This is a genomic window from Acinetobacter lactucae (genome assembly GCF_001605885.1).
In the GTDB taxonomy this organism is placed as follows: Bacteria; Pseudomonadota; Gammaproteobacteria; order Pseudomonadales; family Moraxellaceae; genus Acinetobacter; species Acinetobacter lactucae.
Map to the genome: position 1 here is coordinate 131,643 of NZ_LRPE01000039.1, position 13,658 is coordinate 145,300.

Consider the following 13,658-nt stretch of genomic DNA (forward strand, 5'->3'; position numbering starts at 1 on the left):
ATGTGAAAAGTATACCAATCGATCAAATAATAAAATGTCTAGTTCGACTCAGAAATCTCAGCTACATGCTTTGGGCTTTCTCATTCTCGCAATGCTAAGCGTACAAAGCAGCGCATCTTTAGCAAAAATTCTGTTTCAGAACTTTCCTGTGCTCACTGTCTCTGCAATGCGCTTATGTCTAGGTGCAATTATTCTTGCCATTATTTTTAGAATTTGGCGAATTAATTTTAGTCAGGTTCGTTGGAAAGCAATCTTGGCTTATGGATTTGCGCTTGCAGGAATGAACGCACTATTTTATCTGTCGATCGAACGCTTACCGATTGGAATTGCGGTTGCTTTTGAATTTATTGGCCCTTTAAGTGTGGCGTTATACCACGCACGCCAAAAATATGATTTTGTTTGGGTGAGCTTCGCAATTATTGGGCTGATTTTACTTTTTCCTTTCAATCAGGCTCATAGTTTAGATTGGATCGGCGTCTTATTTGCCATTAGCGCAGGCGCGTGTTGGGCACTTTATATTATTGCTGGGCAAAAACCTTCTGGCATTTCAGGCAATCACACGGTGTGCCTGGGAATGAGTGTGGGTGCATGCATCTTATTACCCATTACCTTTTTTTCAGGGTCAATTGCACAAGTTATAGAACTTCCCAATCTTTTTTATTTTATTGGTTTAGCCATTTTAGCCAGTGCTCTCCCATTCTCTTTAGAAATGTTGGCACTTCGCAATTTGACGCCCTTAAGTTTTGGAACATTGATGAGCCTAGAACCCGCAGTTGCAGCGCTATCTGGTTTTATCTTTTTAGGCGAATATCTGTTATGGAACCAATGGCTAGCACTTGCAACCATTATTACAGCTTCTGTTGGTTGTACCATAACCACCCAAAAAGCTCGTCAAGAACGTGAAAAAACAGCAAGTTAATTTAATGAAATCCGCCAAGTAAAACACAGTATTCGTTATAATTGTCCGCCATTATTTTTAGATATCAGATGAAGCGCTAGAGTATTTTTCCATGCAAAATCTTCCAATTATTGCTGTGCTGTATATGATTTTGTCGATGGTTTCATACCAAATCAGCGCTTCATTTGCTAAACAGCTCATTGCGACATTAGACCCGCTCACCGTTACAGTTTTGAGACTAAGCTTTGCAACAATCATAGTCGCGATCATGTTCCGCTCTTGGAAAATCTGGTCACGCTTACCCTATTTAAAATGGCGTGATTTATTGATGTACTGCGCCTCTTTGGGGCTAATGAATATCTTATTTTATACGTCGCTTGGAAAATTACCCCAAGGTATCGCCGTAGGCTTAGAGTTTATTGGTCCATTAGGTCTTGCACTTCTTTCTATCAAACAAAAGAGTGATTACATTTGGGTAGCACTTGCCATGTTAGGCATTGCACTCATGGTACCTTGGCAAAACCCAGTTCAACACAATTTTTCCTATATTGGCGCAGCATGTGCGCTAGGGGCTGGACTTTGTTGGGCATTCTATATTTATTTCGGTCATAAAGTTGTGACCCAAAATATCGGGATGCATGCATTAACAATTGGGATCGGTGTTTCTGCAATTGCCTTATTGCCAATTGGAATCTGGCATAATGCTCCTGCATTACTTGAGACACAGTACTGGGGTAAAGCCTTACTTATTGCTGTGTTAGCGACTGCAATTCCATATGCACTCGATTTAATGGCTCTCAAACAACTCAATAAATTAACTTATGGGACTCTAACGAGTTTAGCACCAGCATTGGCAGCATTAACGGGTTTCTTATTACTTCACGAAGAAATCAGCATGCTGCAATGGGTGGCTTTGGCTTGCGTAATGCTGGCCTCAATTGGTGTCACTTTAAGAAGTACTAACAAAGCTGCATAGGTTTACTCTACTGCTGCTTTTTATACTTTTTATATTCCTTTAAATATTTATTACCCAGCGTTTCTTTTTCGCTGTCTTTAAGAATTTTTCCGGCTTGCTGGAAAAATTTATGTTCTTCTTCTTTTAAATGATGATGGACTTTTTCACTCAACTGTTTGGCGGTTGCTAACCAGCTTGGACTACTCATATCAGTTTTTTCAAGTTGTTCGACCAACTCATCCATTTCATGATGTTCGGATAAAGCATGTCTCGTAATATCTAGCCCCACATCATCAAACATTAAAGGAATATAGAGGTAGCGATCTTCGGCAACTGAATGGGCATAAAGTTCATTTTTTAATGCATCAAATAATTCTTTTCGTTCTTCGGTTAAACCGTGTGTCTGAATGAGTTGTTCAGAAAGGTTACGTTGATTTTCATGGCTTTCTCTTAATGCTTCGAAAATATTCATTCTCTTCCTCATTTTTTAGCTAAAAAATCTTTTTTATTTCAAGGTTTATCATACGTTGAAATTTATAATGTTTAAGTAGCTTAAAATGAGACTATTTTTTACACAGTTTTCTTTCTAGTAAATTTCTGTAATGATTTTTATATTTCTAGCTTTAAATGATACATAAAAGTATGAACTGCTTTCTAAGATCAGCTCATACTTTTTTTATTTGACTTAGCCTGTAACAAACATTTGATAGCCCAGACGGCAAATCAGGATACTCACCAAAATTAAAAAGATAATACGGACAAAACCACTACCGTATTTAAGCGCAGTACGTACCCCAACAATAGAACCTAGCACGTTAGCTACAGCCATCATTAAACCAATATGTAAAATCGCGTGTCCAGTTGGAATGAGGAAACTCAATGCAGCCAAGTTCGTCATAAAATTACCGATTTTAGACAAAGCTGAAGCATGTAAGAAATCAACTTGTAAAAAACGGATAAAGAAGAAAATAAAGAAGCTACCTGTACCCGGCCCAAAAATACCGTCATAAAAACCAATGGCCAAACTACCAATAGCAGCTAAAATTAACATTTTCGTGGTAATTTTTTGCTCGGTATGAACTTGACCGAAGTTCTTTTTAACTAGGGTATAAATTGCGATCACAATCAACATGACGAACACGAAAGGACGTAATACCGATTGGGGAATAAGTGACAAACATGCAGCGCCGGCAAAAGAACTAATCAAGGCACAAATGGCAATAACGGCTAAAAGCTTCCATTGCAACTTTACTTTCTTAGCAAAGGTATAAGCCGCCGACGCCGTACCAAAAATAGATGAGACTTTATTGGTACCAATCACGGTAGCAGTCGACATGTTAGGAAAAGTACTCATGATCCCGGGAATCTGGATGAGTCCACCGCCGCCTACAGCAGCATCAATTGCTCCTGCAGTAAACGCAAAAAAGATCAAACTAAGGATAACATCCCATTCCATGCCCATGTTCTATACTCTACATCTACTACAAATTTAAGATACGCTTAGGTACCAACCGTTTTTTATCGGTAATCTCGGCTAAGCCTAAACAGCGCTCACCCGAAAACACCAAAACTTCTGCTTCTGCAGAATGCTCAATATTGCTTTCTAAACCGTTACAAAAGTATTTTTCACGCCCTTCCGGAACTTGAATTTTCAAGAAATGGTCAACCGGAGCATAAACTGGAAGTAGCAAGGCTTCTCTTTGCTCTTCTGTTAAGCTTTCTAGATATTCAATGGTATAACTCGGTATAAGCTCAAAATGTCCTGTTTGAGTCCGGTTTAGCATCGTTAAATGCCCACCACAGCCAAGTGCCTCACCAATATCTTCACCTAATACACGGATGTATGTCCCTTTAGAACAGGTTACATCCAGAGTGATACTATTTTCGGTAAACTCAATAAGCTCTAAAGCATAAATCGTGACTGGACGCGCTTCTCGCTCAATCTCTATACCTTTTCTCGCCAACTCATATAACGGCTTACCTTCTTTTTTCAAAGCTGAATACATGGGCGGAACTTGTTGAATATCGCCTCTAAACTTTTCTAAAGTTTGTTCAATAAGTTCTTGGTCAAGAACAGGAATAGGGCGCTCTTGTAAAATCTCCCCTTCCACATCACCTGTTGTTGTGGTCTGTCCTAATCGAACAGTGGTTTGATAACGCTTTGTTGAGTCCAGCAAATAATGTGAGAACTTGGTCGCTTCTCCTAAACAAATCGGGAGCAAACCTGTCGCCAAGGGGTCTAACGCTCCAGTATGGCCTGCTTTTTGAGCGCGATATAACCAACGCACTTTTTGCAAAGCCGCATTTGAACTTAAGCCTAATGGTTTATTTAATAGAAATACACCACTGATATGGCGACGAGAAATTTTTTGATTTTTTGTCGTCATTTTTACTGGAACACAAAGCTAGAAAAAAGTGCCGACATGTTAGCAAATTCGGCAAGATATTTTCACAATATTTAGGTGCCTTTTCACTTATTTTATGGCACATTAATGATCGAGTAAAAAAACAACAAATTAAAACTTAAGGAAGATATCTTTATGCAAGGGATGCAGAAGAAGGTATTGTGGTGCGTGCTCGGATTTTTTATTCTGGGCCTCATTGCATGTGTATATTGGCTAAGCCCAGAATCAAAAAATACATCGACTCAAATAAATCAGAATGAAGCTAAAAGCTTAGCATCTGTTCCACCTACAAATCATTCATCGCTAAATGCAGATGCTTACCATAGTAAAAGTCAGCAAGATACCCAAGTTAACTGTCAGTTAAAAATTGATAGTTCTCAACATTTGGTCGTTAATAGTCAAACACGTGACTGCTTTGAATATTTTATTACCCAATATGGCGAAAACGATTTAGAGCAAATTAAAAATCACTTTGGACAATTTATTCAGGGAAAATATTTAGAGCCAGCTCGCTCACAGATTCTGGATTTATGGACCCGTTACTTAAAATACCGTGAGCAGCTTGCTCAAATCCAAACACCGTCATCAAAACATCAAGATAAAAATTATTTTCAAAAGATTTTTAATTCAATTCAAGATCTAAGAAAACGTTTCTTTTCAAATTCTGAAATTGAAGGACTCTTCTCAACTGAAGATATCTATCAGAACTACACGCTAGATCGTATGCAAATACTTGAGGACTCTTCTTTAAGCGAAATTGAAAAGGCTCAAAAACTTAAAGAACGCTTTGAACAACTACCAGAAGACTGGCAACAAAACCTACAAGAGCTCTCTAAACTTGATGATTTACATACACTGACCAAACAAATTAAAGCACGCAATGGTTCAGCAGAAGAACTTAGACAAATGCGTACAGCACTCGTTGGAGCTGAAGCAACGCAAAGACTAGAAACATTAGATACACAACGTAGTGCTTGGCAGCAAAGGGTCACAAGTTACCTGAGTGGACGAGATGAAATTATTAAAAGCAATATGAGTGATAGCGCTAAAAACCAAGCCATACAACAATTACGCCAACAACAATTTAACTCATCACAAGAACAATTAAGACTTCGAACTTTTGAAACGGTCCATGATCAGGGAGGTGAACTGCCATTTAATTATTAAGCCTTTCCTTTTAGGGACTGGCTAAAAATTCACTAGCAGTAAGAAGCTGCTTTTCATACAAAATAAAAATAGTGAGTAAAAAATGAAAAGGAAGTTAATATATTTTTGCGCTGCGATGCTCTCAGGACTGAGTATTTCAGCGGCCCATGCCACAAATGCTGAACAAGTTAAAAACTCGTTCGTTTATTCATCTTACGCACAAACCAAATATCCAATGGTTTTTAACCATGGTATGGCAGGTTTTAACCGAGTTGGAACAGATACCCTTGGTCTCGATTACTGGTACCAAATTCTTCCAGACCTTGCTCGTAATGGAGGAAATGTTTGGGCGACAAGAGTATCCCCATTTAACTCAACAGAAATGCGTGGAGAACAACTTGCCCAGCAAGTAGAAGAGATCATTGCCATTACTGGCAAACCTAAAGTCAACTTAATCGGTCATAGCCATGGGGGCCCGACAATTCGTTATGTGGCCGGTATCATGCCAGAAAAAATTGCCTCACTCACCACAATTGGTGCACCTCATAAGGGATCACCAATGGCAGATGTCATACTGAATGTTGAGGGTACTCCTCTTTCAGGCGTAGCAACGTTAGTAAACTGGTTTTCAGCAGCCATTACTTGGGCAGGAGGCTTAGATCCAACAAGCTATCCACACGATTCTTTAGCAGGCGCTCATAGCTTATCTACGCAAGGTTCTGCAAAATTTAATGCTCAGTTCCCAATGGGTATACCAACTACTTCTTGTGGTGAAGGGACATATCAAGAGAAAGGTATCTATATGTATTCTTTCTCAGGAAATAAAGCTCTCACCAACCCATTAGACCCATTTGATATTGCGCTAACAGGCAGTAGTTTAGTAGTCGATCCATTCGGTGATAATGATGGACTTGTTTCCAGATGCAGTGCCAAATTTGGTAAAACAATTCGTGATGATTACAACTGGAACCATTTAGATGAAGTGAACCAAGTACTTGGGGTACGTTCTATTTTTGCTTCCGATCCTGTCTCGGTTTACCGTCAACATGCCAACCGTTTAAAACTTCAAGGATTATAGTTTTTAAACAAAAAATGCGCCAAAAGGCGCATTTTTTTACTCGCTATAAGCTTACGCTTTACGAGCTGGTAATTTTTCACGAATACGTGCAGCTTTACCAGACAAGTCACGAAGGTAGTAAAGTTTAGCACGACGAACGTCACCACGACGTTTCACTTCGATTTTAGCAACAACTGGTGAATGAGTTTGGAATACACGCTCAACACCAACACCGCTAGAAATTTTACGTACTGTGAACGCAGAGTTCAAACCACGGTTTTTCTTAGCGATTACAACACCTTCAAATGCTTGAAGACGTTCACGATCACCCTCTTTTACTTTTACTTGAACGATGACAGTGTCACCAGGAGCAAAAGCAGGGATATCAGATTTTAACTGTGCATTTTCAACAGCTTGAACTAAAGGATGTTTACCACTCATTGTGGGAATCTCCAATATGTGCGGAGTCAGAAGAGGTCTGAGGTTCCGCTGGGGATAGAGGCTAAAGCGCATATCAACCCGTTTATCTTTCCCTTTACGACAATATGTCTATAAAGAGCCTTTAAATATACATAAAACTATTCATTAAATAGAATTATGCTTTAACTCGAAGCACTGCTTCTCGTCTGGTTGCAGAACTTTCGTTCTTGAGAATAACGATTAAGAATTACCGTCATTCTCTTGCGTATCTTTTAGCCATTTCTTTTGCTGCTTAGTCAACTCAACCTTTTCGACCAACTCTGGTCGGCGCTCTAGAGTTCGTTGATATCGCTGCAAAAAGCGCCATTTTTCAATGTTGCCATGATGTCCAGATTTTAATACCTCTGGCACATCCAGCCCTTCAAAATGGTCAGGCTTTGTATATTGTGGACAATCTAAAAGACCATCAACAAAAGAATCTTGTACTGCTGATTGTTCATCTGACATTACATTCGGCAAACGGCGAATAATACTGTCAAGTAACACCATAGCGGGCAGTTCACCACCAGATAAAACATAATCACCAATTGACCATTCTTGATCAACATAATGCTGGATCAAACGTTCATCTACTCCCTCATAACGTCCACACAGTACAATTAAGCCGTCATAATCGACAAACTGCTGTACTGCCTGTTCATTTAAGGTTTTGCCTTGTGGGGACATATACACCACAGGGACATGAACATGTCCTGCTTGTGAGGCAAGCTGTTTGGCATGTGCAATTGCTTTCGCCAAAGGCTCAGCCATCATCACCATACCGGGGCCACCACCAAATGGACGTTCATCCACTCTTCTGTAGTTTCCCTCAGCAAAATCACGAGGATTAATACAAGTGACTTGTACAATATCTCGTTTTGCCGCACGTCCGCTGATGCCGTAAGCTGTAATCGCTTCAAACATTTCAGGAAAAAGCGTAATGACTGCAAAAAACATTACAGACTCCTCTATTTTCCTGCTGTATTAATCCTAAAAGGATTAATAATCTACGCCCCAATTGACGTAAATACGACCAGCTTCAAGATCAACACGTTGTACTACATCTTTATGCCAAGGAATCATGCGCTCTTCTGAATCAATGCTGTCTGGGGTAGCATGCACCACCATCACATCATTAGCTCCAGTTTCAAACAACTCATGAATTTTCCCTAAGTTTACTTCCTGTTCTTCTTCATCAAGACCTAACACGGTTAAGCCCTTCAAATCTGACCAGTAGTACTCATCCACATCTGCTTTTGGCAGTTGAGACTTAGCAATCCAGATATTAGCGCCAACCAAGCTTTCCGCTCCAGTGCGATCACTCACACCCTTCAACGCGACAACTAGGCCTTTGCCATGGGGTTTCCAACGTTTTACATCTATTGTTTGCCAACCGGCCTTGGTCTCAATGTACCAAGGCAGGTAGTCAAACATGTTGCTCATAGGTTCTGTATTTGAATACACCCAGAGCCACCCATTCAATCCATAAGCTGAACGTAACTGTCCAATCTGAATACGATCTTCGGGAACATTCTGTGTTGATGTCATGGGCTACCTACTACAAAAATTATGCAGTAGCTTTTTTAGCTTGAGCAGCTAAAGAAGCAACACGTTCAGAAGGTTGAGCACCTTGAGAAACCCAGTGAGCAAAACGGTCAGCGTCTAAACGAAGTTTTTCTGCTTGACCTTGTGCAGTCGGGTTAAAGAAACCGATACGCTCGATGAAACGACCATCACGTGCATTGCGGCTGTCAGTCACAACGATTTGATAGAATGGACGTTTTTTTGCGCCGCCACGTGCTAAACGAATAACAACCATGATAAAAGCCTTATAATTCTTACGGATTATCCCTGCGCCGACCATCGGCAACACTTCAAACCCCTTTCATAGAGGGCGACATTCTACGTGATTTTCGCCCTGAAAGAAAGATTATTTTTTGAGTTATCCGCAGTTTTGAATTTAAAATTACTGTAGCCAATTTGATGTGGCAGATAACGCACAATCAGTTGCACCTTTTGCCCAAAATTTTTGCCCTTGATCATTAAGACAAATGATCCCATCACTAGCTTGAGAACTAGTAGCAATAGGTGTAGCAGTTAACACCCAGCTTGAATCAGTTATGCTAGCAAAAGCTAAGTTATATAGGGCTTGGCCTTGTTGAGGACTGACACTAGAACCATAAATCGAAGTAATCGTCGCATTCGACGGATAACGATTGTGAACTACTTTTTCTGATTCTAATGTTTGGGCAATATTCATCATTTCAGATTGAACAGCTGTACGATGCCCTTTGCGTAAATACTGCAAATACGAAGGTGTCGCTATAGCTGCTAAAATTGCAATTATTGCTACTACAATCATGAGTTCTATTAAGGTAAAACCATTCTTCATTGCCAATTCTCACTATTTGTTTCACATACATTGCAAGTGACTGTTCCACCACAGTCATTATCAACAGCCGTAGCTGTTAAACTTTGGCAACGCAAACCTGAATTCTTAGCAATAAAATTAATGTTTCTTGAATCTGTAGTTGTCGCTTTAATGACCCATGTTTGCCCATTTGCAGCAGCATTCGTTAATAAATTTCCTGTCCTCGTATCATCACTAATTTCAATCGTATAACCACCCCGTGGCAAAGTTACAGATGTGGTCGTAAATCCTCTATAAGTAAAGTTCTTGGATTTATGTCGTTCCAACTGTTCTGCCAATTTTAGAATTTCACCTTTAGCAGCAGAGGCAGTCGCTCTGCGGCTATAACTTTGATATGAAGGGATAGCAATTGAAGCAAAAATAGCGACAATCACGATGACAACCATGAGTTCAATCAAGGTAACACCCTGATTAAACCGCAGAATATAATATTTATTCATCAGTCATCCCTTAGCGATAACGCTCATACCAGCGCGCAGGAACTAAGTGACTTGTACATTGCCACTCGCCCGTTCCACTCTCGTTTCCAGACAGTTGTAATTTCCCACAACTATTAGTCACTGGAGGTACATCTCTTTTTGGAACGAATGCTATGCCACGAATACCTGAGCCAATGATATTTGTATTACATTCAGAAGCTCCTACTGGGCAATTAGTACCAGTTTTTGTTCTGAATCCACTTCCATTCTCTTTATTCTGATCAATTGATCCATCAGAATTAAGGCAGGCGCCAAATGGTAAACAGAACGTCTGCTGGTCAGTTTCACCTACTACCCGAGGTAAACATGGGTCTGCCGCTACAATACCTGTTCCCTGTGGATCATAAACAGGCACAATTAAAGTCCCTGTAATTGCCATAGGCTCTTCAAAAGCTTTCAGACCTCCTTTAATACGGAAACTATTATTAGCTTTCTCGGTACCATCGCTCATACTAGAAAGTGAACGATACCAACCATTTTGTCCCGTCCCAGTGTTTGGAAAGAAAATCTGTGCTACTCGTGTTTCCCCAGATCGTAAAATTTGTGGATTTTTTCGAAGCATCGATCGAGTAATATCTTTCGTTTCAAGCTGGCTATCTGTTAAAGACATTAAATTCTTTTTAATAAAGTCTTTATCGATAATTCCATAGACGTTGTTTACAGGTCTTCCGCTTAATGCCGTGCTCGGTGACATCCCCTCACGACCTGTAAGCGGATAAACATCTAAAGGTGTACTACGGTCACCTGAAGCAATACCTACAGTAATAAAAGTGCGGATTCCATAATCGTGAATTGTCACTGTTGGCGGTTCATAAAAACGCGGCGCATTCCCAGCGGTATAGTCATTCGAAGCATCATAAGTTGAGTCATTTGTTGCCAAATTGGCTAATCGAACAACTCGAATACCGAAACTGCTATAAGTTGAATTTGTTTTGGTCTGGTTATTATTAAGATCGATACGGAAAATTTGCCCGCCTAAATCACCAAAATATAAATGGTCGACTAAACCATCAGCATCTCGATCTAAGGTACTAATGCGACTAACAATACTGTGCTTCATATTAGAGTTATCTACACTAGAGCCTGTATCACTAGTCCACCATAAGCGTTCCCCAGTTTTAGCATCAATAATATAGACAGCGTTCCCTTTTGCTTTTCCATTCGTAAAGCAAGAGTTAGTCAACGTAATATTCGGGTTTTCATAACATTGGTCGTAGCCACCACCAACAATCATAACGCGTTTAATAACTCCGTTATAACGTATATTTGCAAGTACAGGTTTAGACCAACTCTGCCCCATGCGACTATAATCAGTTTGATCTGCTCCTACTCTAAAGAGAAGCTTAGGTGAAGCAGGATTTAAGACATTTAAGCCATAATAGCTGCTGCCCCCCATTCGCATACCACCATAAATATTCATTTGCTTTGCAGTTACTTTTGATACTACTGAGCTACCGCTTCCCGTTGTAGTAATACTATATGCAGGGTCAGATACCCAAGCCCCATCCATACCGTGAGCAGGAGCTGTAGCATCACTTTGGCCAACCACTAAAGCTTTTGATGCAACCGGATCATTTAATATATCAGCGGGAACGAAAGCCATTTGTTCTACACCAGTTGAGGCATCCACAATATGCAGACCACCTTCCATCGTTCCATAGAGAATGGATTGTTCACGCGCAGATGTTAAATTCCCATTTTCATCTAATGTTCCATTATAGGTAAGCTGTACCGGTAAAGAATGAATACTACCGCCCATCGATAAATAGGGTTCATTCGATGTAACTAATGACGAAGGTAAAGTCGTAGCGCTAATATCAGTTGAGTAACCTAGATAATTTAATATTTTTAATTTCAAGCTAATCGGGAAAGCTTTTAAAATATCTTGTCCCGTTGATGCATTAAATTTTCCTAAAATATAACTTGCTGTATTAGCCACACTATCAAAAGGATTAGTTCCTTCTGGTGGAGTAGCTGGAATTTTTAGCAAATTAGTTCCAGAAGTCGATATTTTCGTTAAGCTACCATCTGATGCAACGGCGGAAACATCAGTAAATAAGTTGCGGATTTTAGTTTGTACTGCGTAATAATATTTTGTGATATTTCCTTCTTCATCACGTGTTTCATTTTGTCCAGCAATTGGTAAAGGAACTTTTGCATATGAACCACCAAAAAAGACTTTACCTCCATCATTATAAGTAGAGCTATTCCAATAGTCTTTCGTACCCGTTCTAAATGCCCCAGTTGCGTTGTAAACCAACCCACCTGTATTAGCTTCAAAAGCGCCCGCATTTGTTCCCGATAAAACAACATGATATTTCTTTAAATTGCCTCGCCATGTTAAGTAGGTGTTAGCCGGGTTTGGCTCAAAAGCACGTAAGTAACCATATTCCTGTAAATTTTTAGGATTTAGTGCATCATAAGGAACAGAGATAGCACCTGTGGTTAAGGGTTCTAAAGGAACTTTATCTAAGTTATTAATAAATGCGATAACACTATCTGTTACACCTTGCGCACTTTGGGTAGGGAAAAATCCTCCATTTCCATAACCAGGTGCAGCGACCGCATTTGTGGTCTGATTCGGCGAACAATTATCATCACTTTTACGATCAGATTGGGTTCTCGAACTTAAACGACAGGCATTTTTTACATCAGAAGAACTTAAACTAGAAAAGTCACTACCAAAACCGACAAATGCTGTTTGAATAGAAACTCCAGCTGGATTTTTTGTTTTATCAAATAATCTTTTTGCAAATTCCCCCATACAAGCCCAACCAGAGTCTGCTGTCGTGTTAGACAAACCTCCAGAACAAGTAAAATTTGCTCCCAAAGTGTTACCTAGGGCTGTCGACATTACAGTTGCAGAACGCGTATTTGTTGTATTGTTCGGCTCCCCATCTGATAAAAAGTAGATTCCTTGCCCATCACAACTCTGGCGATTGGCCACCGCAGGCAAAGGAGATTGGTAAATAGCATTTAAATTAGAGGCATTTCTATCTACAACAATATTTGGATTGCTTGTCGTATCATTTGTTTTTGATTTTGGAATGCCACTATCTGCATTTGCTACAGCATAATTAAAGGTGGTGTAGTAATAAGTATAAGAATAAGTCCAATCCGAAGAAGTATCATAGGCAGTTGCCGTATCCACACCCGGATTAGAAGTTGACCAGTTACTCCAATAGTTATTAGAACGACAAGGTTGCCATAGATTTGTAGTATCGATTTGTGAATCGCGATAATTCGTACAATATGAGTATTCCGTTCTATTATCAGATTTTCGCACACGCTTTACATAGCTATCTTTTCGAATAGTATAATTCGCCTCTGAATAGGTTGTTGTACCCATCAAATAAGCAGCAGCTTCTGCATAAGCATGCGCTGAAGGTGTTGCCCCACCAGCAGTTAAATTTGCAACAGCCTGTTTTAATTTATAACGCTGAGAACCTACTGTATTTAAAGTACTCGCATCTCCTAAAGGAGCAGCAGCTACCAAAATTTGTCCACTTCGGCTATCACCATTGGCAGAGAAATTTCCCAAGCCCACACGAGTATCATTTAAAACAGGATTATTACTGGCTAAAAAAGCATTCATACCATTTTTAAGCAGGGCCAAACGGTTTTCACCATAACTATTGTTGGTCATACTTCCTGATGTATCCAACATCATCACAATGGTTTTTTTACCCGCTGTAGGTGAAGCATAAATTTGTAAATCACTCGCCTGCACCACAGAACTTGTCATTAGCCATGTAAAAGCAACCGAACTCGAACAGATGGCATACCATAAATTATTTGGCTTAAAATTCTTCAATTTTAGTTTCATGA

The 13,658-nt window shown here is 39.8% G+C and carries 14 protein-coding genes; 4 read left to right on the forward strand and 10 right to left on the reverse strand.

The window, feature by feature from the left end; all coding sequences use genetic code 11:
* Positions 1-34 precede the first annotated feature (34 nt).
* A complete protein-coding gene (locus AWW73_RS16605) occupies positions 35-919 on the forward strand; it encodes an EamA family transporter (RefSeq protein ID WP_062850356.1) in 885 nt (294 codons plus the stop codon).
* A gap of 91 nt (positions 920-1,010) precedes the next feature.
* Positions 1,011-1,874 carry an EamA family transporter gene (locus AWW73_RS16610; protein ID WP_062850203.1) on the forward strand — a complete coding sequence of 288 codons (864 nt, stop codon included), beginning with the start codon at positions 1,011-1,013 and terminating at the stop codon, positions 1,872-1,874.
* Positions 1,875-1,881: 7 nt separating this feature from the next.
* Here AWW73_RS16610 and AWW73_RS16615 read toward each other — a convergent pair whose 3' ends face one another.
* From AWW73_RS16615 to truB, 3 genes are all read right to left on the reverse strand, one after another.
* On the reverse strand, positions 1,882-2,325 hold the full coding sequence (locus AWW73_RS16615) for a hemerythrin domain-containing protein (protein WP_001019905.1): 444 nt from the start codon (positions 2,323-2,325) through the stop codon (positions 1,882-1,884).
* 213 nt (positions 2,326-2,538) lie between these two features.
* Positions 2,539-3,315 carry a sulfite exporter TauE/SafE family protein gene (locus tag AWW73_RS16620; protein ID WP_016143633.1) on the reverse strand — a complete coding sequence of 259 codons (777 nt, stop codon included), beginning with the start codon at positions 3,313-3,315 and terminating at the stop codon, positions 2,539-2,541.
* 19 nt (positions 3,316-3,334) lie between these two features.
* Entirely contained in the window at positions 3,335-4,240 is a 906-nt protein-coding gene (gene truB / locus AWW73_RS16625) for a tRNA pseudouridine(55) synthase TruB (RefSeq protein ID WP_031949487.1), read from the reverse strand.
* 153 nt (positions 4,241-4,393) lie between these two features.
* On the opposite strand from truB, the gene AWW73_RS16630 reads away from it, so the two are divergent.
* Positions 4,394-5,425: a lipase secretion chaperone gene (locus tag AWW73_RS16630; RefSeq protein WP_062850204.1), complete on the forward strand. Its 1,032-nt coding sequence runs from the start codon at positions 4,394-4,396 to the stop codon at positions 5,423-5,425.
* 115 nt (positions 5,426-5,540) lie between these two features.
* The gene (locus tag AWW73_RS16635; RefSeq protein WP_081409673.1) at positions 5,541-6,482 is read left to right on the forward strand and encodes a lipase family alpha/beta hydrolase; all 942 of its coding nucleotides are present in this window, start codon (positions 5,541-5,543) and stop codon (positions 6,480-6,482) included.
* Between the two features lie 51 nt (positions 6,483-6,533).
* Here the strand turns inward: AWW73_RS16635 and rplS are convergent, their stop codons facing one another.
* The 7 genes from rplS to AWW73_RS16670 form a co-directional block, all read right to left on the reverse strand.
* Positions 6,534-6,902 carry a 50S ribosomal protein L19 gene (rplS, locus tag AWW73_RS16640; RefSeq protein WP_002116654.1) on the reverse strand — a complete coding sequence of 123 codons (369 nt, stop codon included), beginning with the start codon at positions 6,900-6,902 and terminating at the stop codon, positions 6,534-6,536.
* Between the two features lie 219 nt (positions 6,903-7,121).
* Positions 7,122-7,877, reverse strand: coding sequence for a tRNA (guanosine(37)-N1)-methyltransferase TrmD (gene trmD, locus AWW73_RS16645; RefSeq protein ID WP_057068806.1), 756 nt, complete (start codon positions 7,875-7,877; stop codon positions 7,122-7,124).
* Positions 7,878-7,919: 42 nt separating this feature from the next.
* Positions 7,920-8,468 (reverse strand): ribosome maturation factor RimM, encoded by a 549-nt coding sequence (gene rimM / locus AWW73_RS16650; protein WP_002116736.1) that lies wholly within the window; start codon positions 8,466-8,468, stop codon positions 7,920-7,922.
* Positions 8,469-8,487: 19 nt separating this feature from the next.
* Positions 8,488-8,739, reverse strand: coding sequence for a 30S ribosomal protein S16 (gene rpsP, locus AWW73_RS16655; protein ID WP_000260334.1), 252 nt, complete (start codon positions 8,737-8,739; stop codon positions 8,488-8,490).
* Positions 8,740-8,886: 147 nt separating this feature from the next.
* Positions 8,887-9,312, reverse strand: a complete 426-nt coding sequence (locus AWW73_RS16660) for a type IV pilin protein (protein WP_062850206.1) — start codon at positions 9,310-9,312, stop codon at positions 8,887-8,889.
* Positions 9,309-9,791, reverse strand: a complete 483-nt coding sequence (locus AWW73_RS16665) for a type IV pilin protein (RefSeq protein ID WP_062850207.1) — start codon at positions 9,789-9,791, stop codon at positions 9,309-9,311. The genes AWW73_RS16660 and AWW73_RS16665 overlap by 4 nt, the downstream gene beginning before the upstream one ends.
* A gap of 10 nt (positions 9,792-9,801) precedes the next feature.
* Positions 9,802-13,656 carry a PilC/PilY family type IV pilus protein gene (locus AWW73_RS16670; RefSeq protein WP_062850208.1) on the reverse strand — a complete coding sequence of 1,285 codons (3,855 nt, stop codon included), beginning with the start codon at positions 13,654-13,656 and terminating at the stop codon, positions 9,802-9,804.
* Positions 13,657-13,658: the final 2 nt, after the last annotated feature.